The organism is Nocardia sp. NPDC004123 (genome assembly GCF_053603795.1).
In genome coordinates this window covers 130959-151220 of sequence record NZ_JBSGGG010000016.1, presented here as the reverse complement: position 1 = coordinate 151220, position 20262 = coordinate 130959, and the positions used below count along the sequence as shown (strand labels likewise).

The 20262-nt window shown below is 68.9% G+C and carries 20 protein-coding genes; 11 read left to right on the top strand and 9 right to left on the bottom strand.

All coding sequences use genetic code 11. The annotated features are described in order from the left end of the window. Positions 1-67 precede the first annotated feature (67 nt). The 3 genes from ACWEQQ_RS24185 (at position 68) to ACWEQQ_RS24175 (ending at position 3461) form a co-directional block, all read left to right on the top strand. Positions 68-745: a TetR/AcrR family transcriptional regulator gene (locus ACWEQQ_RS24185; RefSeq protein ID WP_452349784.1), complete on the top strand. Its 678-nt coding sequence runs from the start codon at positions 68-70 to the stop codon at positions 743-745. 2 nt (positions 746-747) lie between these two features. Continuing rightward, complete coding sequence (locus tag ACWEQQ_RS24180) at positions 748-1608, top strand: 3-hydroxyacyl-CoA dehydrogenase (protein WP_452349783.1); 861 nt, start codon at positions 748-750, stop codon at positions 1606-1608. Positions 1609-1697: 89 nt separating this feature from the next. Next, a complete protein-coding gene (locus ACWEQQ_RS24175) occupies positions 1698-3461 on the top strand; it encodes an oleate hydratase (protein ID WP_452349782.1) in 1764 nt (587 codons plus the stop codon). Between the two features lie 64 nt (positions 3462-3525). Here ACWEQQ_RS24175 and ACWEQQ_RS24170 read toward each other — a convergent pair whose 3' ends face one another. Continuing rightward, complete coding sequence (locus ACWEQQ_RS24170) at positions 3526-3858, bottom strand: LysR substrate-binding domain-containing protein (protein ID WP_452349781.1); 333 nt, start codon at positions 3856-3858, stop codon at positions 3526-3528. Next, positions 3855-3950, bottom strand: a complete 96-nt coding sequence (locus ACWEQQ_RS24165) for a helix-turn-helix domain-containing protein (protein ID WP_452349780.1) — start codon at positions 3948-3950, stop codon at positions 3855-3857. Before ACWEQQ_RS24165 ends, ACWEQQ_RS24170 begins: the two co-directional genes overlap by 4 nt. A gap of 285 nt (positions 3951-4235) precedes the next feature. Between ACWEQQ_RS24165 and ACWEQQ_RS24160 the strand changes: the two genes are divergently transcribed. Next, positions 4236-4673, top strand: a complete 438-nt coding sequence (locus ACWEQQ_RS24160; RefSeq protein WP_452349779.1) for a nuclear transport factor 2 family protein — start codon at positions 4236-4238, stop codon at positions 4671-4673. A gap of 76 nt (positions 4674-4749) precedes the next feature. Continuing rightward, entirely contained in the window at positions 4750-5529 is a 780-nt protein-coding gene (locus tag ACWEQQ_RS24155; protein ID WP_452342894.1) for an SGNH/GDSL hydrolase family protein, read from the top strand. On the opposite strand, the gene ACWEQQ_RS24150 is transcribed toward ACWEQQ_RS24155, so the two are convergent. The 5 genes from ACWEQQ_RS24150 to ACWEQQ_RS24130 form a co-directional block, all read right to left on the bottom strand. Next, the gene (locus ACWEQQ_RS24150) at positions 5526-6101 is read right to left on the bottom strand and encodes a TerD family protein (protein ID WP_452349845.1); all 576 of its coding nucleotides are present in this window, start codon (positions 6099-6101) and stop codon (positions 5526-5528) included. The two genes, ACWEQQ_RS24155 and ACWEQQ_RS24150, sit on opposite strands and share 4 nt — an antisense overlap. A gap of 393 nt (positions 6102-6494) precedes the next feature. Beyond that, positions 6495-7949, bottom strand: a complete 1455-nt coding sequence (locus ACWEQQ_RS24145; RefSeq protein WP_452349778.1) for a dynamin family protein — start codon at positions 7947-7949, stop codon at positions 6495-6497. Continuing rightward, positions 7949-9712, bottom strand: a complete 1764-nt coding sequence (locus tag ACWEQQ_RS24140) for a dynamin family protein (RefSeq protein WP_452349777.1) — start codon at positions 9710-9712, stop codon at positions 7949-7951. Before ACWEQQ_RS24140 ends, ACWEQQ_RS24145 begins: the two co-directional genes overlap by 1 nt. Before the next feature lie 82 nt (positions 9713-9794). After that, positions 9795-10700 (bottom strand): hypothetical protein, encoded by a 906-nt coding sequence (locus ACWEQQ_RS24135; protein ID WP_452349776.1) that lies wholly within the window; start codon positions 10698-10700, stop codon positions 9795-9797. Between the two features lie 356 nt (positions 10701-11056). After that, the gene (locus ACWEQQ_RS24130; protein WP_452349775.1) at positions 11057-11647 is read right to left on the bottom strand and encodes a hypothetical protein; all 591 of its coding nucleotides are present in this window, start codon (positions 11645-11647) and stop codon (positions 11057-11059) included. Here ACWEQQ_RS24130 and ACWEQQ_RS24125 point away from each other — a divergent pair. After that, complete coding sequence (locus tag ACWEQQ_RS24125; RefSeq protein ID WP_452349774.1) at positions 11631-12398, top strand: hypothetical protein; 768 nt, start codon at positions 11631-11633, stop codon at positions 12396-12398. The genes ACWEQQ_RS24130 and ACWEQQ_RS24125 overlap by 17 nt on opposite strands. A gap of 363 nt (positions 12399-12761) precedes the next feature. After that, on the top strand, positions 12762-14141 hold the full coding sequence (locus ACWEQQ_RS24120; RefSeq protein WP_452349773.1) for an Hsp70 family protein: 1380 nt from the start codon (positions 12762-12764) through the stop codon (positions 14139-14141). Between the two features lie 23 nt (positions 14142-14164). Here ACWEQQ_RS24120 and ACWEQQ_RS24115 read toward each other — a convergent pair whose 3' ends face one another. Next, positions 14165-15760, bottom strand: coding sequence for a carboxylesterase/lipase family protein (locus ACWEQQ_RS24115; protein WP_452349772.1), 1596 nt, complete (start codon positions 15758-15760; stop codon positions 14165-14167). 183 nt (positions 15761-15943) lie between these two features. Between ACWEQQ_RS24115 and ACWEQQ_RS24110 the strand changes: the two genes are divergently transcribed. Both ACWEQQ_RS24110 and ACWEQQ_RS24105 read left to right on the top strand, forming a co-directional pair. After that, positions 15944-17164 carry a cytochrome P450 gene (locus tag ACWEQQ_RS24110; protein WP_452349771.1) on the top strand — a complete coding sequence of 407 codons (1221 nt, stop codon included), beginning with the start codon at positions 15944-15946 and terminating at the stop codon, positions 17162-17164. A gap of 84 nt (positions 17165-17248) precedes the next feature. Beyond that, entirely contained in the window at positions 17249-17659 is a 411-nt protein-coding gene (locus tag ACWEQQ_RS24105) for a hypothetical protein (RefSeq protein ID WP_452349770.1), read from the top strand. 59 nt (positions 17660-17718) lie between these two features. Here ACWEQQ_RS24105 and ACWEQQ_RS24100 read toward each other — a convergent pair whose 3' ends face one another. Further along, positions 17719-18180 carry a PaaI family thioesterase gene (locus ACWEQQ_RS24100; protein ID WP_452349769.1) on the bottom strand — a complete coding sequence of 154 codons (462 nt, stop codon included), beginning with the start codon at positions 18178-18180 and terminating at the stop codon, positions 17719-17721. A gap of 149 nt (positions 18181-18329) precedes the next feature. On the opposite strand from ACWEQQ_RS24100, the gene ACWEQQ_RS24095 reads away from it, so the two are divergent. Next, positions 18330-18980 carry a GntR family transcriptional regulator gene (locus ACWEQQ_RS24095; RefSeq protein WP_452342885.1) on the top strand — a complete coding sequence of 217 codons (651 nt, stop codon included), beginning with the start codon at positions 18330-18332 and terminating at the stop codon, positions 18978-18980. After that, complete coding sequence (locus ACWEQQ_RS24090) at positions 18980-20206, top strand: MFS transporter (RefSeq protein ID WP_452349768.1); 1227 nt, start codon at positions 18980-18982, stop codon at positions 20204-20206. The genes ACWEQQ_RS24095 and ACWEQQ_RS24090 overlap by 1 nt, the downstream gene beginning before the upstream one ends. Positions 20207-20262 lie beyond the last annotated feature (56 nt).

The window sequence follows — 20262 nt, the reverse complement described above, 5'->3', positions numbered from 1 at the left end:
ATCGATAACTCGGAGTACGCTCATTTTCGAGTCCACTCAGTTTTTTGATTCAGGTTGGAGGTGTCCGATGGTCACACAGGCCAGTCCAGTGCACGTCGGCCGACGCCAGCGCAAGATGCACGACAAGCAGTCACGCATCTTCGAGGCCGCCGCCACCCTGTTCGCTGAGCACGGATTCGATAGAGTTACCACTCAGCAAATCTCCGATCGGGCGGATATCGCCGCTGGGACGCTGTTCCGCTACGCCGCCACCAAGGGTGAGTTGTTGCTGATGGTCTACAACGAGGAATTACGCACCGCGCTGGCGGACGGCGCCGCCGCGGCCCGCACGCAGACCGATGCGGTCGAGGCGGTGACGGCCCTGCTGCGCCCGCTCCTGCGCGCGGCCGAGCAGCGGCCCGAGAACACCATCGTCTATCAGCGTGAGCTGCTGTTCGGCTCCCCCACCGACACCTACCGCGCCGAGGGCCTGGCGCTGGTGGCCGGGCTGGAGTCCATGATCGCCGAGCGGCTCATCGCCGACGCGCGCCACCACGGGATCGGCACGCCGCCCGGCGACGAAACCGCTTCGGTGCGTTGGGAAGAGCAGGCCAGGCTGGCGGGGCGCAGCATCTTCGCGGTCCTGCACCTGGCGCTGGTGCAACCGTCCACCGGGGCGCATCCCGGCCACGACGCCATGGCGGATCTGCGGGCGCAGATCGCACAGATAATCGCTGGATTCTTCACATCCCCAGGGAGGCAATGACAATGAGCATCGACATCCGCAAGGTCACCGTGCTCGGCACCGGAGTTCTCGGTTCCCAGATCGCGTTCCAGACCGCGTTCCGCGGATACGACGTCACCGCGTACGACATCACCGACGAGGTGCTGACCGCCGCGCGCGGCCGCTTCGACAAGCTGGCCGCCACCTACCGCGAGCAGGTGCCGGGCGCGGGCGACGGCAAGGCCGAGACGACCGCGGCGGGCATCGCGCTGAGCTCCGATCTGGCCGCGGCGGTCGCCGACGCCGACCTGGTGATCGAGGCGGTTCCCGAGGTGCTCGCCATCAAGCAGGACACCTACGAGAAGCTGGGCAAGCTCGCGCCCGAGCGCACCATCTTCGCCACCAACTCCTCCACGCTGCTGCCCAGCGCCATGAAGGACTTCACCGGCCGCCCGAACCGGTTCCTGGCGCTGCACTTCGCGAATCAGGTGTGGCACTTCAACACCGCCGAGATCATGGGTACCCCCGACACCGATCCGGCCGTCTTCCAGGCCGTCGTGGACTTCGCCACCGCCATCGGCATGGTGCCCATCGAGCTGCACAAGGAGAAGGCCGGCTACGTCCTGAACTCGCTGCTGGTGCCGCTGCTGAACGCGGCCATGAACCTGGCCGAGGGCGGCTACGCCGAGCCCGAGGCGGTGGACAACACCTGGCGCATCGGCACCGGCGCGCCGGCCGGACCCTTCCAGATCCTCGACATCATCGGCCTGACCACGCCCTACAACATCATGGCCCACGGCGACGAGGACGCCCAGCGAATCGCCAAGTGGCTCAAGGAGAACTACATCGACCAGGGCAAGTTGGGCATCGCCGCCGGGGAAGGGTTCTACAAGTACACGGCGTGATTCGAGCAGGGGGTTTCAGGGGCGTCAGCCCCTGAGAGCCTCCGCGAGTTGGGTTTCCTTCCAGACCAACCTCACGGACAGGAGTTCTCATGTTCTACAGCAGTGGCAATTACGAAGCCTTCGCGCGGCCGCGCAAGCCCGCAGGCGTCGAGGAGAAGACGGCCTGGTTCGTGGGGTCGGGCCTGGCCTCGCTCTCCGGGGCGGCCTTCCTCATCCGTGATGGCCAGATGCCCGGTAGCAAGATCACCATTCTGGAAGAGCTGAAGTTGCCGGGCGGCGCACTCGACGGCATTCGGGAACCCGAGAAGGGCTTCGTCATTCGCGGTGGCCGCGAGATGGAGAACCACTTCGAGTGCCTGTGGGACCTCTTCCGGACCATCCCGTCCATGGAGGTCGAGGACGCGAGCGTGCTCGACGAGTTCTACTGGCTCAACAAGGACGACCCGAACTTCTCCCTCGAGCGCGCCACCGTCAACCGCGGTCAGAGCGCCCAGACCAAGAACCTCTTCACGCTGAACGACAAGGCGCAGCAGGACATCACCAAGATCTTCCTCGCCACCCGTGAGGAGATGGAGGGCAAGCGCATCGACGAGGTGTTCTCGAAGGACTTCTTCGAGAGCAACTTCTGGATGTACTGGCGCACCATGTTCGCCTTCGAGGAGTGGCACAGCGCACTCGAGATGAAGCTGTACCTACACCGGTTCATCCACCACATCGGCGGCCTGCCGGACTTCTCGGCCCTGAAGTTCACCAAGTACAACCAGTACGAGTCGCTGGTGCTGCCGCTCTACCGCTGGCTATTGGACCAGGGCGTCACCTTCAAGTTCGACACCACGGTCACCGATGTCGACTTCGACCTCACCGCGGATCGCAAGCAGGCCACCCGGATCCACTGGGTCTCGGACGGCGTCGAGGGCGGCGTCGATCTGGGGCCGGACGACCTGCTGCTGATGACCATCGGCTCGCTCACCGAGAACTCCGACGAGGGCGACCACCACACGCCCGCCAAGGTCGACGAGGGTCCGGCCCCAGCGTGGGATCTGTGGCGCCGAATCGCCGCCAAGGACAAGGCCTTCGGCCATCCGGACGTGTTCGGTTCGCACATTCCCGAGACCAAGTGGGAATCGGCCACCGTCACCACGCTGGATCAGCGAATCCCCGAATACATTCAGAAGATCTGCAAGCGGGATCCCTTCAGCGGCAAGGTCGTCACCGGCGGCATCGTCACCGTGAAGGACTCCAACTGGCTGATGAGCTGGACGGTCAACCGGCAGCCGCACTTCAAGCAGCAGCCCGCGGACCAGATCGTGGTCTGGGTGTACTCGCTGTTCGTCGACAAGCCCGGCGACTACGTGAAGAAGACCATGCAGGAGTGCACCGGCGAGGAGATCACCCAGGAGTGGCTGTACCACCTGGGCGTTCCCGAAGCGGACATCCCCGAGCTGGCCGCGAGCGGCGCCAAGTGCGTGCCGGTCATGATGCCCTACGTGACCGCCTTCTTCATGCCCCGCAAGGGGGGTGACCGCCCGGACGTGGTCCCGGAGGGTTCGGTCAACTTCGCCTTCATCGGCCAGTTCGCCGAGACCAGCCGCGACTGCATCTTCACCACCGAGTACTCGGTGCGCACCGGCATGGAGGCGGCGTACCGGCTGCTCGATATCGAACGCGGCGTCCCGGAGGTCTTCAACTCCACCTACGACGTCCGCACCCTGCTGGCCGCCATGAGCCGCCTCCGGGACGGCGATCCCATCGACCTCCCGGGCCCGGACCTGCTCTGGCGCGCGCTCGCGAAGCGCCTCGGCAACAACGAGATCGGCGAACTGCTCACCCAGTACGGTCTCATCGAGAAGTAGACGGTACGGATTCGGTCCGACGTGCCACCACGGCCCGGTTCCCTGGGGGACCGGGCCGTGGTCGTCAGTCCGGGCAGTCGTGCCATTCGCGCGCGGCCGCGAGCAGGCGAGCGCGCACCCGGTCCACGTGCGGGCGGACGGGACCGCCCACCCGGCGGGCCAGGAAGACGGTATTGATCGGCGCATCCTGCGGGTCCCAGAGCTTTTCGATGGCGCCCGAGGCCAATTCACGGGTGCACAGGTAGCTCGGGAGCACCGAGACGCCCGCGCCCGCCACCACCGCGGCGAGGACGGCGCGCAGGTCCGGGATCACCAGGCCGGGGTCGGCTTCCAACCGGGTGGCGAAGACGTGCCGCCAGTAGCGGCGGACGATCGGCAGATCCGGGGCGTAGGTCACCAGGGGCACCCCGCCGAAGTCATTGGCGCGCAGGCTCGCTCGAACAGCGGCCGTCCCACCTGGCGTTCCAGCGCCTGCAGCTGGGTGGTCACCGTCGGCTGCGAGAGGCCGACCTGACCCGCGGCGGCGGTGATCGACCCGGCCCGCTAGACGGCCAGGAAGGTCCGCAGCTGCGTGAGGTCCATGGAGCCATCGGCCTGCCTATGTCGCACCCGGCGAGTCTATTGGCCCGGTGATGCGCGGCCGCTGCGGGCGCGGGATCGACAGCTGTTTGATAGTCAATTTATTGAATACGTTCTACCTGGACATCGTCAGGAGTTGCGCGCTACTGTTCGAAGATAGTAGACAATGATTTGACTACAGGAAACGAGGGAATCATGCACCCCTTCCGCAAGGCCGTCGAGGCCCGTGACGAGGCGGCCATGGCGGCCCTGCTCGCCGACAATGTGGTGTTCACCAGTCCGGTCGCCTTCAAGCCCTACCCGGGCAAGGCCATCACCGCGGCCATCCTGCGCGGTGTCATGCGGGTGTTCGAGGACTTCCGCTACATCAAGGAGGTCGGCGCGGCGGACAGCAGCGATCACGCGCTGGTCTTCGAGACCACGGTCGCGGGCAAGCGCATCACCGGATGCGACTTCCTGCATTTCGACGCCGACGGCCGGATCGACGAGTTCATGGTGATGGTGCGTCCGCTCTCCGGCGCGCAGGCGCTCGCCGAGGCGATGGCCGCGCAGTTCGAGCGAATCCAGGCCGAGGCGATTGCGCAAATCGAACAGGAGGCAGCAGCGGCCGAACGCCAAGCGGCGGGCTCGTGAACGAGTCCGGCCCGCCTCCCGTGCCGGTCGATTTCCTGGGATGATCCACGAACAGTCACCGAAAGGCCGATCCGCCATGACCGATGGCAGCTTCACCCGATACGTCGCCCTGGGCGACAGTCAGACCGAGGGCGTGGGCGACGGCGACGACCTGACCGGCCTGCGCGGGTGGGCGGACCGGCTGGCCGAGCGTCTCGCCCTCACCAATCCCGAACTGCGCTATGCCAATCTGGCGGTGCGCGGCAAGCTGGCCCACCAGATCCGCGACGACCAGCTGGACGCGGCGCTGGCGCTGCGCCCGGATCTGGCCACCGTGCTGGCCGGCATGAACGATCTGCTGCGCCCGAACTTCGACCCGGACGAGATCGCCGGGCACGTCGAGGCCATGTTCGCCGCGCTCACCGCCACCGGCGCGGTGGTGGCGACGCTGACCTTTCCCGATGTGGCCGAGACGATTCCGCTGGCCCGGCCGATTCGCGGCCGGATCGCGGCGATCAACGACCGGCTGCGGTCGGCGGCCCAGCGGCACGGGGTCCTGGTGGCCGAGACCGGCCACCATGCCGTGGTGACCGATCCCCGCCTGTGGGACGCGGACCGGCTGCACGCCAGCCCGCTCGGGCACCAGCGCATCGCCGACGCCGTGGCCGAGGCCCTGCGGCTGCCCGGCGCGAACGACGCCTGGACCCGTCCGCTGATCCCGGATCTGCCCGAGCACGGGGCGCTGCGCTCGATCGCGGCCGAATTCCAGTGGGCGGCAACCGCGCTGGGGCCGTGGGTGATGCGCCGCCTGCGCGGCATCTCCTCCGGTGACCGGCGAGCGCCCAAGCGCCCGGTGCCGCTCCCGGTGCGCCTCTAGACGTTGACCCCGTAATCCCGTGCGATACCGGCCAATCCGGAGGCGTAGCCCTGCCCGATGGCCCGGAACTTCCACTCGGCGCCGTGCCGGTACAGCTCGCCGAACACCATGGCGGTCTCGGTCGAGGCGTCCTCGGTGAGGTCGAAGCGGGTCAGCTCCGACCCGGTGACGGCGTCCACGACCCGGATGTAGGCATTGCGAACCTGTCCGAAGGCCTGGCGCCGGGTCTCGGCCTCGTAGATCGATACGGGGAAGAAGATATTGGTGATGCTCGGCGGCATGGCCGCCAGATCCACGGTGATCACCTCGTCGTCGCCGTCGCCCTCACCGGTGAGGTTGTCGCCGGTGTGCTCGATGGTGAGCTCCGGGGACCGCAGGTTGTTGTAGAACACGAAATGCCCGTCCGAGACGACACGCTGATTCGGCCCGCAGGCGAGGGCACTGGCATCGAGATCGAAATCGGCTCCGGTGGTGCTGCGCACGTCCCACCCCAGGGCGACGGCCACCTTCGTCAGATTCGGCGCCTGCTTCGACAGCGAGACATTGCCGCCTTTGGCCAAACTGACACTCATCGCATTACCTTCCCTCCGCGAGCGGTACCTCCATGCCCAATCGTCCTCGCGCAGCGAGGCGGAAGCCACCTCGCTGCGCGAGAACGAGATTGCCGAATCCGCATCCAGCTGTTCGGCGATCACGGCGATCCGGCGTTGCAGGGCGAGTAGTTCGATCAGGTCCCGATTCCCCGGCGCCACTGCGCCTTCCGTGGAGTCCATCGCGCGCACCGCCTCGGCGTGCGCGTCCAGCACCGCCGCCCGCAGTCGCGCGGCCAATCCCGCCCACCGCGCCGACGGCTCGGGACCCACCCGCCCCAGCCCCGCCCGCGGCTCCCCCTTACCGAGCGTCACGCCTCGAATGTACCTGCACGGCACCGCGTGATCAGCGCCACGGACGCGCGCGGCCCGTGCTCAATTGTTCGCGGCCACAATGGCTTCACAGCTGCGGGCAGCCGCGCGGCAGGTGGCGGCGGTGCGGGGATCCAACAGCGGATTCTCCAGCTGGTTGCGCCAGTGGCGGATGGCCTGCAGGGCGACGCCGCGGCACTTGGCCGGACTCGCGTCGGGAGCGAGCCCGAGACGACGGTGCGCCGCAATGCCTTCCCCGCCCAGTACCCGGGCGGCACGGGCGCGGTCGGGCTCGCTGAGCCGATTCGAGCGAATGGTCGACAGCAACCGCAGTTCGGTGAACGTGTGGGTGTCGGCGAGACAGCGCGATACCCGGCCTGCCAGCTCCGCCGTCCCGGCCGTCCGATAGCGCGCCAGTATGTGCGCGAGCCGCGCGAGCGCGGAATGCGCGCGCAACTGTTCGTTGCGTTCGCCGAACCGGATCTCGAGGGTGCGGCGCAGCTCGCCGAGACCACCGCGGCGGATCAGTTCCGCCGACAGGGCGGGAGCATCGGGGCAGCCCGAACGAATCAATGCGACCGACAGCCGAATACCGAACAGGCCGAACGCCTCGGCCAGGCGACGACGGTCGGCGGCGAGCACGGGCAGCGGAGTCTCGGGCGCGGCGAAACGGGCGACCGAGACCAGGGCCGCCTCCAGCCCGTGCTGCGGTATCGACGCCAGGGCGCGCAGAGCCTGGAACTCGTGCTGGCGCAGGGTCTGTCCGCGCAGGGCGAGCAGACCGGAGACCGGCAGGAAGCTCTGGTGCAGGCCACGCAGCTCCGGCGCCTCGGCGAGGGTCGCGCTGAGCCGGTGGGCGTCGGCCAGCGAATCGCCGTGGCCGCCGGCGATCTCATCGGCGCGCGACAGGACGCCGAGCACGCCGAGCGGCCCGGCGCCCAGCGTCATCCGATGGTGAATGGATTGCAGCAGTTGCACATCCGCGTCCCGCAGATCGCGCATGAGGTACAGCACGGCATCGGCCTCGCACGGCCCCTCCTCGGGTGCCAGCAGGGCGAGCGTGCGTTCGGAGACATCACGTGAGTTCGAGGAGGTGCCGGGGGTGTCGATGAGCGTGTAGTCATCGAGCAGAGCGGACGGCCAGCTCACGGTCAGGCGTTCGACGGCGTCGGCGGCCACGCCCAGGTCCATGGTGAGGCGACCGTCGGTGCGCAGCACCGGTATCCGCCGGTGCTGCCCGCGGGTGACGAGATCGATGCGAGGCGCGGCCGACTGCTGGAACCAGGTGACCACCCGGGTGCACTCGGTCGCGTCGGTCGGGGCGATCTCGTCGCCGATCAGGGCATTGAGCAGGGTTGATTTGCCGGACTTCAGGGTGCCCGTCAACGCCACCCGCAAGGGTTCGTCCAGCCGCTGTTCACAGGCGGCCAGTTCGCCCGCCCACTTCGACCTCGGATCGACCTGTCCACGAGCCGCGCGGATCAGCTGCCGCGCCTCGGTGATTTCCCGCCCGGCCATCAGGCGCCACCCGGCGTCAGGGCCAGATTCCCGGCCCGGACCCGCAATTCGCGCAGCCGCTCGGCGGCGGCCCCCAGCCGCCGGATCCGTTCGGCACGCTGACCGTCGTGCAGGGTGGCGGCCTCCTGGGCCGCCATCAAGGCTTCGTTGGCCGACAGCAGCAATTCATCGGCCAGGGCGGTGAAGTGGTCGCGCAAGATGCGCTGTACTTCGCGCAGCCGCTGCTTGGATTCGTCGTTGACGTGGAAGACGACCTCGTCCATCAGCTTGGCGACCGCCACCTTGGCCTCCGCCTTCCGGCGCGCCTGCAGTGACCTGTGGTCCTCGCGGAACGTGTTGGCGCCCAACAGCACGCCCGCGCCGATGGACCACGGGTTGACCAGTGCCAGGCCGAGCAGGCTGGTGGCCAGGCCGACCATCAGCACGCCGCCGTAGGAGCCGCGCACACTGGTGATGGTGCGCTGGACGAAGCCGGCTCTGCCGCTCTCCAATGCCTCCAGCGAACCCCACTGGTCGGCGCGGATGCCCCCGTCGGCGGCGGGCAGGGACGGCCGCTGGGTGCGGCCCTCTTCGGCGAATCTCTCGGCCACCTTTGTGGCAAGATCGGCCGAAAATTTGTGCGCCAGCAGGAAATTCTCGTTGACCTGCTCGGTGATCCGGTCGTCGAGCCGCGTCGCGAAGGCATCCCAGTGCCGGGCCGGATCGGACTTCACGATCTCCTCGTCGGTCTCACGAATCAAGGCGCGCAGACGGTTTCGCAGGTCGTGGTCGACGGCGACGGTGAGTTCGGTGATGCCGTCGCCGAGCGCGTACTGCCAGTTGGCGGTGCGCTTGCGGAGCGCCTCGGCGGCGGTGCGGGCGACCCGGATACGGTCCACCAGTTCCGCGCCGCGGGCGGGATCCTGCAGAGCCTCGATCTCGGTGTTCAGGGTCAATGCAACGTGATCGGAGACGACGCGGACGTCATTGGCGAACGAGTCACGAACCACCGCGTCGGCCTGGGCGACGACATGGGTGCGCAGGAAGTCGGCCAGTTGCGGTATCCCGGATTCGACCTCGAGAGCCGGATCGGCCAGCCGGCTCGACATCATGTGCAGCTTCGCGGAGACGGGCAGAATCGGCAGGCCGAGGCCGGCATCGGTGAGGTGTTTGCGGTTCGCCTGCTGGATGTCCGCCCACCGCACATAACTGTCGATCTTGTTGATCACGCAGGCGACCATCGGGCACAGCTGGTGAATCTGTTGCAGGAGGCGGATTTCCGGCGCGGTGTATTCCTGGCTGGCGTCGGAGACGAACAGGACCGCGTCCACGGTGGGCAGCAACTCGAGCAGGGCGGCGGCCTGCCGGGAATCGGTTCCGGTCACGCCGGGGGTGTCGATCAGGACGACGCCGTCGGCGAGCAGTGACGCGAGCACGGTGACCTCGTCCGGATCGCCCGGGCCACCGGACCGGCGGGTCCGGGTTTCACCGAATTCGATGACGATCGGCCGGTGTGTGACGCGCCCCGGCCGCGCGGCGCCGGTCGGGCAGACGTCGGCCGCGACGAGCGCGTTGACCACCGAGCTGATGCCCTTCTTCGACTCCCCCGTCACGAGGATGCGCAGGCGGGCGTCGGTGATCCGCTGCCGCGCCGACATCAGGCGATTCGACAGGTCGGACCGGCCGAGACCGTCGGTCATCGACCGCAGCTCGTCCAGCAGCGCTGTCATGGGGTCGGTCGCCGCAGTGGTCTTCGCCGCGAAGACCGTGCTGATCGCGGTCACTGCCTACTCCTTCGATGCGATGGGAGGATTGCCGGTTGGTCCGCCGCGCCGGATGCGGGCGCGGCGGACCGGTCACGGTGTTTCAGTGGTGCATGTCGCCGGTGGTCGTCGGGTGCGAGGTGTCGACGGCACTGTGCGACAACGAGGTTCCGGGGTCCGAGGTCAACCCCGTCGACAGCCCGCTCCCGGATGCCGACAACCCGCTGTGATCGACCGCCCCCGAATCCGTCGCGGTGAGGTCGACCGGATGCGGCGTCGTCGTGACCGCGGTGTGGTCGGGCACCGTGGTCACGGCGGCGGGCGCGGGGGTGGCGGGCGCGGTGGTCGGTACGACGGAAGTCGTTGCCACATGCGAGGAGTCCGCCGTCACCGGCGTGGGCGCGGGGGCGGGAGTGGACCCGCCGCCGGCCAGCAGCGCATCGGCGTTGGCGCCGGCATGCGCATCCGCACCTCCGGTGGCGCTCCCGCCCAGATCAGCACCGGGCGCGGTCGCCCCGGTGGTGGGGTGCGTGCTCGGGGGCGTCGCCGTTCCAGCGCCATTGGCCGACACGCCGACCTGTCCGGTCCCGCCTCCCGACGTGGTCGGCGCAGGCGCGCCGCCGGGCGTGGCCGGGATCGTCGAATGGGCGGGGATCCCAGCCGCATCCGCGCCCGGGGTTGCCGTCTGCCCGAGCGAAGAGCTCCCGACGGCGCCCAGATCGGCGGCCGGCGCGGTGGCCGCCGGGTGCACCGAGGCGCTGGTCAGCGCGAAGGAATTCGCCACCGCGCCCGGCGTCGGCACCGCGGCCGCCTTCGACAGCGTGTCCGAAATGGGCTGTGCCGCGGCATTGGACGGCACGGCCGTCGACACCGGCGTCACCGCCACCGGCGCCACCGCATTCGCCACCGCCGCACCCGACACGGCCGCGCCCGGCACAGCGGCATTCGACACGGCCGCCGTGGAGCCCATACCAGCCGAAATCCCCTGCCCCGCATGCAGACCGCTCACACCGGAGGAATTGAACCCACCGACGCTGCCACCCACCCCGGACGCCCCGAGCGAGCCCCCCGACGACAACGACGACGACAACCCCGCTCCGTGCGATGCACCCAACTCACCGGAAACGCCGCCGCCACTCGCCCCCGAAGCTCCAACCGACAGTCCACTCCGCTCCTGCAAACCACCGCCCGCGTTCCCCTCACCCCCGCCAACCCCATTCCCCCCGAACCGCTCCCCCGCCGTTCCCGCACCCCGCTGCCCCTGATCCGGATGATGCGCCCCGTCCCCGGCATGCGCCCCAACCCCCGCAGACGCACCCGTCCCGCCCCCACCGGCCACATGCCCGCCAACATCCCCGTGCCCGCTCACACCACGGTGCCCATCTGAACCCCCGTGCGCCCCAGCCTGTCCCGTCCCACCAGGCCCACCATGCTGCCCATGCTCACCGGAACCCCCATGCCCATCCGAGCCACCACGCAGCCCCGACCCGCCATGCTCGCCAGATCCACCCTGCTCACTGGGACCACCTCGCCAACCAGGCTGCCCATGATCACCAGGTCCGCCCTGCTGACCCGACCCACCGGGCCCACCATGTCCACCGGAAGCACCGTGCTCACCCGAGCCACCACGCCAACCAGGCCGCCCATCGTCACCAGAACCACCATGCCCATCCGGACCACCATGCAGACCCGGCCCGCCATGTTCACCGGGACCACCATGTTCACCCGAGCCACCACGCCAACCAGGCTGGCCATGGTCACCGGAAGCCCCATGCCCATCCGAGCCGCCACGCAGACCCGGCCCACCGTGCTCACCGGGACCACCATGCTCACCGGGGCGGCCATGATCGTAGGCGCGATCGGGCTCACCTGGTCGGCCGTCGCCTTGGTGGTCGGGGCCGCCGGGGTTCGGGTGGCCTCCCCAGTTGGCGGGCCGGCCGTGGCCGGGGTGGTCACCGAAGCCGTCGTTGTCGCCGGATCGGTCGTGGTCGTGGGATCCGAGGTCGCCACGAGTATTTGCGGGGTTGCCGAAGGCTGGGCGGCCGAAGTCACCGCGCTCCCCGAAATCACGGTGGTCCCCAAAATCACGGTGGTTGCCGAAATCACGGTGGTTGCCGAAATCACCACGCTCACCGAAATCAGCACGTGCGTCGAAGTTGCTGTGCTCGCCGAATTCGCCGCGGGTGTGGAGACCGTCGCGGACATCGAAGTGCTCGCGCTGGTCGAACCGCTCGCTGACATCCATACGCGCGTGATCGCTCAACGTCGCACGGTCGTCGAAACGCTCCCGGTCGTCGAAGCGGGCATGGTCGTCGAATACCGGTCGGGCACTGTGGTTTTCGCCCCAGCCAGAACCCTCACGCGCACCGATTCCATCGCGCTCACCGAAGCCCTCGTGCCCCCTGAACTGCTCGCGTTCGCCAAAACCCTCGCGCCCCTGGAACTGCTCACGCTCACCGAAACCCTCACGCCCCTGGAACTGCTCACGCTCACCGAAACTCTGGTTTTCGCTGAAGCTCTCATGTTCGGCGAAGGCGGTTTGGTCCTGGAAGGCGTGGGGCTGGTGATCGGCGAGGTCCGTGTTCGCAATTCCGACATCACTGCCGTGCGGGCCGATGTCGAAACTCGCGCTCTGCGCGACCGATTCCGACTGGTCGATGGATTGCACGTCGAAGCCCGGGCCGATGGCCTCGGAATGGTCGAGTGAGATGTTCACCTCACTCGACGCCGATGATTCACCGATGTTTCCGAATTCCACGGCCGGCGATTCGTGGAATACGTCACCGCTGATTCCCATGCCGATCGGTCCGATCTGGGCCGAACCGTTTGACTCCGCGTCGACAGCCATTGCCTTTTCCTCTCGATACCGTGGGGGCGTTCCTCGTGGTCAGTTGAAGAGGAGGCTATGACTCTGATCTGGGAGAACGCTCGGAGCGGGCTGTGGATTCGAGGCAAGTGGCCCTGAGCATCCGGACAGCGCACGCACAGCCGGTACACAGCGGGTTACCAGTTCGGGTTCCTACTGTTTTCGCACGAGCGAATATCCCCGACGACGGAATGGAGCCGCAGCATGGCAGAGGCGCTGGGCATAGTCATCGGATCCGACGCATTCGTGCGCGCCTCGAACAGTAACCGGCGGAGTGCCCGAATTCCCGCCGTAATTCGTTTCGAATCCGCCGACCGCCCGGTACTCGGCACGCTGGCCGGCACCTACGCGCATTCCGACTCGAAGTGCGAATTCCGGGATTTCACCACACGGGTGGGTGATCCGATTCCCGTGGTCGCGGGCGACGGCACCGCCCGGACCGGGGCCCAACTGGTCGCCACCGCGATCGCCCTGCTGCTCGAGCCGGGATGCACCGCCGTCGTCGCGCACCCGGCGACGTGGACCGAGCAGGCCGTGCGCGAGCTCCGAGAGTCATTGGCGCAGAATCATACTCACGCAACACTCGTCAGCGAGGCCGAGTCCGCCGTCGCCGCGCTGCGGGCGTCCGGCGAGATGGATCCGGAAGCCACACTGCTGCTGTGCAATGTCGGCAAGTCGGGTATGGACGTGGCCGTGGTGACGGCGATCGGTGACAGCCTCCGAGTCGATCAGGCCGTCCACTGCCACGAATTCGGTGGTGACCTGGTGGATTCCCTGTTCGTGGCGCACGTGCTGGACCAGGTGGCCGCCGCGCACCCCGGATTCGATCCCGCCGATCGCCGCAATTGGGCCGCGCTGCGCGAGCTGCGCACCGGAGTCACGCGCGCCAAACATCAGCTGTCGAGCAATGTCTCCGCCACCATGGAGGTGAATCTGCCCGGCATCCGCGACAATCTGCGCATCGTGCGATCGGAGCTGGAGTCCGTGATCGCCGATCTGGTATGGCAGGCGGTACAGCGCATCACGCAATCACTCGACAGCGCGCTCCGAACCGGCCACGCCGTCGACTGCATCGTCCTCACCGGTGGCAGCTCGGCGATTCCGCTCCTCACCGAGAACCTCTCCGCTGCAACAGAAGTCCAGATCATCACCGCCACCGATCCGGCACACACCGTGATCCGCGGCGCCACCCTGCTCGCCGCCCGCACGCTGCGTGCCCGTCCCCGCCCCGACTCCGCGGCACGCGTCCTGCCGCCGGGCATATCGGCCGCGGCCGCCGCACCATCACCCGAGCGCGCATCCGTGCCACAGCCGAGATCCGCTGCACCCCAGCCGAAGCCGATGGTGGCGAAACGACTCCCGACCTCGCCGCCGCCCCGACCCGGAGACGCCGACGACGACCGATCACAGCCGGGACGCCGGACGTCCAGGCCCGCCCTGTGGGCGGCTGCCGTCGCCGCCGCGGTGCTGGCGGTCCTCGGTGGGGTGGTCGTCGCTTTCGACCACACGCCCGCCACCGGTCCGCACACCTCGGCCACCTCCCAGGCGCCGGGCCGCCCGACCTCGGCCGGCGGTCGCCACTGAGCCGCCTTCCATCGGCGCCCCGCCTACCGCACCAGGTCGCTCCAGAACTCGCAGCGGTGGTCGGCGTAGAAGGCATCGGAGAACTGGTTGCCGCCGGGACGGAAGGAGAGGAATGACGGTGCGGCCGTGGTGTATTGCGGGATGGCGGGCAATCCTTGCGGATCCGCGGTGCCCGCGGTGATGAAGCGGGTCCAGTAGCGGCGCATTTCGTCCTGCAGGCGCTGCTGGCCGGGGGTCATGGCGACGTGCAGGAGCGGGCCGGCCTGCACGAGGTCGAAGAGGGAGGGGAGTTCCGCGGCGTGGTAGGCGCCCATCGGGAAGGTGCTGGGCGGGGCCAGGGCGGTCCGGTCGTCGAATTCGTAGACGTAGGTGGGATTCTGGCGGCCGAAGTCGCCGAGCTGGTCGGCCATCCCGCAGACGAACTTGTCGGTCCAGGCCCGGACGAGCGCCAGCGTGGGCTGCGCGTAGTCGCCGAGGGGGTACTCCGCCATGATCCGATCGACCTGCGCCTGGTCCATGCCGCCCAACCGGGTAGCGAGCAGGGTGGGATAGTCCGCGGCGGTCATCCTGGCACCGAGCGGGATGCCGTAATCCATCCACACCCACAGCGCCATCTCGTCATGGTTGGAGCCGATGAAGGTCGGAACATGGTTCATCCCACCGGCTTTCAGCACGGCAATGGGATCGCGCGGGAGATAGTCGTTGCCGTACACCACATTCGCCGACTCGGGTGCGCGATCGACGAGCACGTCTGCCGGAAGACTGCGCAGACAGGCCGCGTCCGCTCCCGGGCATCCGGCTCCGGACGCCCAGGCATCACCCTCGGCCTCGGCGGCGGCGAGGGCCTGCCCGGCGCACAGTCCGCTCTGCATCATGGCCGCGTGGAACAGCCCGGCCGAGGAGGGCGTGGCCAGCTGCGCGCAGATCGAAACCCCGCCTGCCGATTCACCATCCACCGTCACCCGGCTCGGGTCGCCGCCGAACGCCGCGATATTGCGCTGCACCCAGCGCAGCGCGGCCTGCTGATCCATCAGCCCGTAGTCCCCCGAGCCGTCGCCCTCGTCCAGTGCCGAGGCGGCCAGGAAGCCGAACGTCCCGAGCCGGTAGTTGATGGTGACCACGATGCTGTCGCCATCGGGCTGCGACACCAGAGGCGCTGCGCCGTACATGCTTCCGGTGCCCGTCTGCAGGCCGCCGCCGTGAATCCACACCATGACCGGCAGCCTGCGGCCGTCGGCGGGCAGGGTGGGCGGCGTCCAGACGTTCAGGTAGAGGCAGTCCTCATCGGTCGAGCGCAGCCCGCCCGCGCCCGTGGCCTGCGCGCATTTCGGCCCGGCGTCGCGGGCCTCGCGGACGCCCGGCCACGGCGGCACGGGTGCGGGCGGCCGCCAGCGCAGCGCGCCCACCGGCGGTGCGGCGTAAGGGATTCCATTGAAGAGCCGGTAGTCCGGGGCGAGCACGCCGTGCAGGCTGCCGCTGTCGATGGCGACGGTGTCGGGGGCAGCCGGCAGGGCCCGCGCCACCGGTCCGTTCACCGCGAGAACCGTCACCAGCAGGGCGACCACCGAGAGCACCGCCCCGGCTCCCCATCCCATCCTCTTCCGGTCGCGCACGATCACCCGAGCCTCCTGGGCCAGCAGCGTTATCGCGTAACCGTTCGATACTAATCGGCTGTCCGGTACGGAGGCCCGGAGTCTCGAGACGCGCGCAAAACCCCTGCATACGAGTGGGTCACCGCGCGGCGGCCGTCTCACGGCGAGACGGCCGTTGACAGTCCGTACAGGGCCGGAAACCGTGGGCGCATGACCCGGACCTCACCCCACGCCCTCGACCTGTTCGACCCCGCGCACCTCGACGATCCCTATCCGCTGTACCGGCGACTGCGCGAGGAATCGCCGGTGTACCGCATCCCGGGCACCGACTTCTACCTGGTGACCTCGTGGGATCTGGTGACCGAGGCGGTGAATCGGCCCGCCGAGTTCTCCTCGCACCTCACCGGCGCGCTGCTGCGGCAGGAGGGTCGGCCGCCCGCCACCTTCGACATGGACGGCGGCGGCCAGGCCATCCACGTGCTGGCCACCGAGGACGATCCCAGCCACCAGGCACAGCGGAAACTGGTCCAGCCCTTGCTGGCCAAGCGGATTCGCGGGCTCGGACCCACCGCCGCCGAGCTGGTGGACCGGTTGTGGGCCGAGCAGCTGCACGACGATCGCATCGACTGGGCGACCGGCATGGCCGACCGGCTGCCGCTGGCGCTGGTCGCCGACATCATCGGGCTGCCGGATGCGGATGTGCCACACCTGCTCACGTGGGCCTACGACAGCACCGAGATGCTGGGCGGAGTCGTCGAGGCCGAACGCTTCGGACAGCTGGTCACCGCTGCCACCGAGCTGGCCGCCCATCTGCACACCAGGTTCGCCGCTGCCCGACAGGATCCGGGCGACGACCTGCTCGGCGTACTGGCCCGCGCCTGCACGGCCGGCGACATCACCGAGGCGGTGGCGGTGCTGATCCTGGTCCAACTCGTCGGCGCGGGCGGCGAATCCACGGCCGGGCTGATCGCCAACGCCGCGCGCCTGCTCGCCACCCGCCCCGAACTCCAGGACGAGCTGCGCCGCGAACCCGCGCTGCTGCCCGCGTTCCTCGACGAGGCGCTGCGGCTGGAATCACCCTTCCGCGGCCATCATCGGCACGTCACCTCCGATACCGCCCTGGGCGGCACCGAGATTCCCGCGGGCAGCCACGTGCTGCTGCTGTGGGGTGCGGCCAATCGGGATCCGGCCCGCTTCGAGCATCCCGACGCCATCGACCTGGACCGCCGCAGCGGGGCCAACAATCTCGCCTTCGGGCGCGGCATCCACTTCTGCATCGGCTCGGCGCTGGCCAAACTGGAGGCCACCACGGCCCTGACCGCGCTGCTGGACCGCACCACCGGATTCACCCTCGTCGAAGACGCCCCGCCGCAGAGGTTTCCGAGTATCTTCGTGCGCCGTCACCGCAACCTGCCGCTGCGCATCCGCTGATCCGCGCGGATTCTTCCGCGCGTCCGCCGCGTGCCGGCGGGTCGGTCACGGCATGATCGTCGTCGATCGGGGGGATTCACCGTCGTGACCACAGGAAAAGGGGTTCTGTTCGTGAAGACCGTGTACCTCCGCCGCATCGCCCTGGCCACGCTCGCCTGCGCCGCCTCCGGCGCCTTCGCCGCCCCCGCGTCCGCCGACGCGGCCCCGCAGCAGATCACGCTCGACTACTCCAAGGGCCGCTGCGCCCAGACCACCCTGCTGGCCCACTCGTTCACGCCGACCACGCTGGAGATCACCACCTCCAGCAACTTCACCGACGACGCCAAGATCGACATGAACGGGCAGCGCACCCCGCTGCCCGACACCTACGGCGCCCAGACCACCCGGATCGACCTGGGCACCCCGATGCCCGGGGTCATCCCCTTCGAGGTCTCCGGCTCGGAGTGGCCGGGCAGCGCCGGCACCGGCTGCAAGGGCTGGATCATCATCGCCTGACACGCCCGCGAGAACGACCGAGCCCCGGAGTTTGTCCTCCGGGGCTCGGTCGTTCCGGCTCACTTGCCGTGGGCGCGCAACTGGTACAGACCCTTGGTCTCGGCCACCACCACGCCATTGGCATCGGTCACCACGGCCTCGAGGGTGAAGTCGGCCTTGCCCTTGGCCTCGACCTCCTCGGTGATGCGCGCGATCTCCGCCTCCGACAGCGTGGCCTCGGCGCGCACATCGGTGGCGGCGGGCTTGCGGAAGAAGATGTGCAGATCCTTCACCAGGGGGAAGTACTTGGTGGTGTCGAAGCTGGCGATGGCGAGCGCGCCGCCCAGGATCTCCGCGACGGTGAACAGCACGCCGGCGTACATGACGCCGAAGTGATTGCCATTGCCCTCGACCGGCACCGTGGTGGCGGCGAAACCGGGGCGCACCTCGTCGGCACGCACCCCCATCTTGTGCGCGATCGGAATCGTGAACTCCAGACCACCGTTCACGACCTCGTTCAGCGGCGGGGCATCGTTCCCCATGCGGACCTCCTCGTCCCGGAAATAGGGCAACTTACTGACGTATTGCCAACAACGTGAATCATTATGGGTGAGAGGGTTGTGGCGCAACTCTTTCAGCCCACGGGTGAAGCCCGCCACATTCGGGCAAATCATCCCATGGCACCCCTAGTATGCAAGTTGTGTCCAAGACCTTCTCCGCCGCCGAGCGGGCCTACCGCGAAATCAAGGAACGCATCCTGAGCGGCGACCTGCCGGGCGGGGAGCTGGTCAGCGAGAACGAGATGGCCGGGGAGCTGGGCACCTCCCGCACTCCGGTCCGCGAGGCCTTCCTCCGGCTCGAGACCGAGGGCTGGATGCGGCTCTACCCCAAGCGCGGTGCGCTGGTGGTGCCGGTGCCCTCGCGCGAGGCCGAGCATGTGATCCATGCCCGCTACATCGTGGAAACCGGCGCGGTGGACGCACTCACCCGCATCGCCCGCGCGGGGCTGATCCCCCGGCTGCGCGAATCCCTGGACCGCCAGGGCGAACTCGCCGGCGCGGGCGACCTCGACGAATTCGCCATCGTGGACGCCGATTTCCATCGCGAGTACGTGGTGGCCGCCGACAATCCACTGCTCATCGGCTTCTACGACTCGCTGCGCGAGCGCCAGCGCCGGATGAACAGCGTTGCACTGCACCGGGGCGAGACCCATCCGCACCGGATCATCGAGCAGCACACCCGGCTCGCCGATCTGATCGAAGCCGCCGACGCCGCCGGTTTCGCCGAAGCACTCGCCGAGCACCTCACCGACGTGCACGGCGTGACCCTGAGAGGACTGTGATGGCGACGCTGACAGCCGTCGGCACCCGCACCACCGGTATCGGCACCCATCCCAGGGCGTGGCTCGGCGTGGCCGCGGCGATCTTCGCGATCGCCTGGGGCGGCAATGAATTCACGCCGCTGCTGGTCATGTACAAGCGGGACGGGCTGCCCGTCACCACCGTGGATCTGCTGCTGTTCGAATACGTGCTGGGCATCGTCCCCGCGCTGCTCATCGGCGGCCCGCTCTCCGACCGCTACGGCCGCCGCCCGCTCATGCGGCCCGCGCCCTTCATCGCGGCCACCGGCTCGACCCTGCTGGCCTTCGGATCCGCTTCCGTCCCCATGCTTTCCGCCGGACGCGTGCTGTGTGGCATCGCGCTGGGCCTGGCCATGGCGGTGGGCAGCAGCTGGCTCAAGGAACTCTCGCAGCCGCCGTTCACGGCCGAGACCGCCTCGGGCACCGGGGCGCGACGCTCGGCCATGAGCCTCACCGGCGGCTTCGGCGTGGGCGCGGGCGTGGCCGGAGTGCTGGCCCAGTGGGCGCCGTGGCCGGACACCCTCGCCTACCTGATCAATGTGACGCTGTGCGTGCTGGCGGCCGCGCTGCTGTTCCGCACCCCGGAAACCACTGCCCCGCAGGCGAATCCGGGTCGGCTGCTGGACGATCTGAAGGTCCCCGCCGCCGCGCACCACCGCTTCCGCACCGTGGCGCTGCCGGTGTGCCTGTGGCTGTTCACCTCGTCGGCGGCGGCCTACGCCATCATGCCGACCCTCATGATGCCCAAGGTCCACGGCGCGCCCATCGCCTTCTCGGCCCTCATCACGGTCATCACGCTGGGCTGCGGGTTCGGCATCCAGTCCGTCGCCCGCCGCATCGACCGGCCGGGCTCGCTGCGCCTGCCGGTCCTGGCGCTGAGCCTGGTGATCACCGGAATGGTGCTGGCCGCAGCGGCTTCCGCCACCCTCACCATGTGGCTGACCGTGCTGACCGCCATCGCATTGGGTATGGGCTTCGGCAGCGGCCTGGTCGCGGGCCTGCTCGAGATCGAGCGCATGGCCCGGCCCGACGACCTCGCGGGACTGACCGCGGTGTTCTACGCGGTCAGCTACCTCGGCTTCGGTGTCCCGGCCGTCATGGCGGTCTGCCACGACAGCACCGGCATCGGCTACCCGGCCATGTTCGGCGTCCTCGCCGCCGGGTGCGCGCTCTGCCTGGGCATCGTGAGCCGCGCCCGCGCAGCTTGACCCGAGCTGCACGAAACTCCGGAAAACAGTGGTGGCGGCCCGAATTCGGGCCGCCG

Excerpts from the sequence above, each read along its gene's own strand:
- ACWEQQ_RS24110 (WP_452349771.1), top strand. The coding sequence starts at position 15,944 with ATGACCCGGACCTCACCCCACGCCCTCGACCTGTTCGACCCCGCGCAC.
- ACWEQQ_RS24150 (WP_452349845.1), bottom strand. The coding sequence starts at position 6,101 with ATGAGTGTCAGTTTGGCCAAAGGCGGCAATGTCTCGCTGTCGAAGCAG.
- ACWEQQ_RS24160 (WP_452349779.1), top strand. The coding sequence starts at position 4,236 with ATGCACCCCTTCCGCAAGGCCGTCGAGGCCCGTGACGAGGCGGCCATG.
- ACWEQQ_RS24120 (WP_452349773.1), top strand. The coding sequence starts at position 12,762 with ATGGCAGAGGCGCTGGGCATAGTCATCGGATCCGACGCATTCGTGCGC.
- ACWEQQ_RS24090 (WP_452349768.1), top strand. The coding sequence starts at position 18,980 with ATGGCGACGCTGACAGCCGTCGGCACCCGCACCACCGGTATCGGCACC.
- ACWEQQ_RS24185 (WP_452349784.1), top strand. The coding sequence starts at position 68 with ATGGTCACACAGGCCAGTCCAGTGCACGTCGGCCGACGCCAGCGCAAG.
- ACWEQQ_RS24100 (WP_452349769.1), bottom strand. The coding sequence starts at position 18,180 with ATGGGGAACGATGCCCCGCCGCTGAACGAGGTCGTGAACGGTGGTCTG.
- ACWEQQ_RS24145 (WP_452349778.1), bottom strand. The coding sequence starts at position 7,949 with ATGGCCGGGCGGGAAATCACCGAGGCGCGGCAGCTGATCCGCGCGGCT.
- ACWEQQ_RS24175 (WP_452349782.1), top strand. The coding sequence starts at position 1,698 with ATGTTCTACAGCAGTGGCAATTACGAAGCCTTCGCGCGGCCGCGCAAG.
- ACWEQQ_RS24180 (WP_452349783.1), top strand. The coding sequence starts at position 748 with ATGAGCATCGACATCCGCAAGGTCACCGTGCTCGGCACCGGAGTTCTC.
- ACWEQQ_RS24155 (WP_452342894.1), top strand. The coding sequence starts at position 4,750 with ATGACCGATGGCAGCTTCACCCGATACGTCGCCCTGGGCGACAGTCAG.
- ACWEQQ_RS24095 (WP_452342885.1), top strand. The coding sequence starts at position 18,330 with ATGCAAGTTGTGTCCAAGACCTTCTCCGCCGCCGAGCGGGCCTACCGC.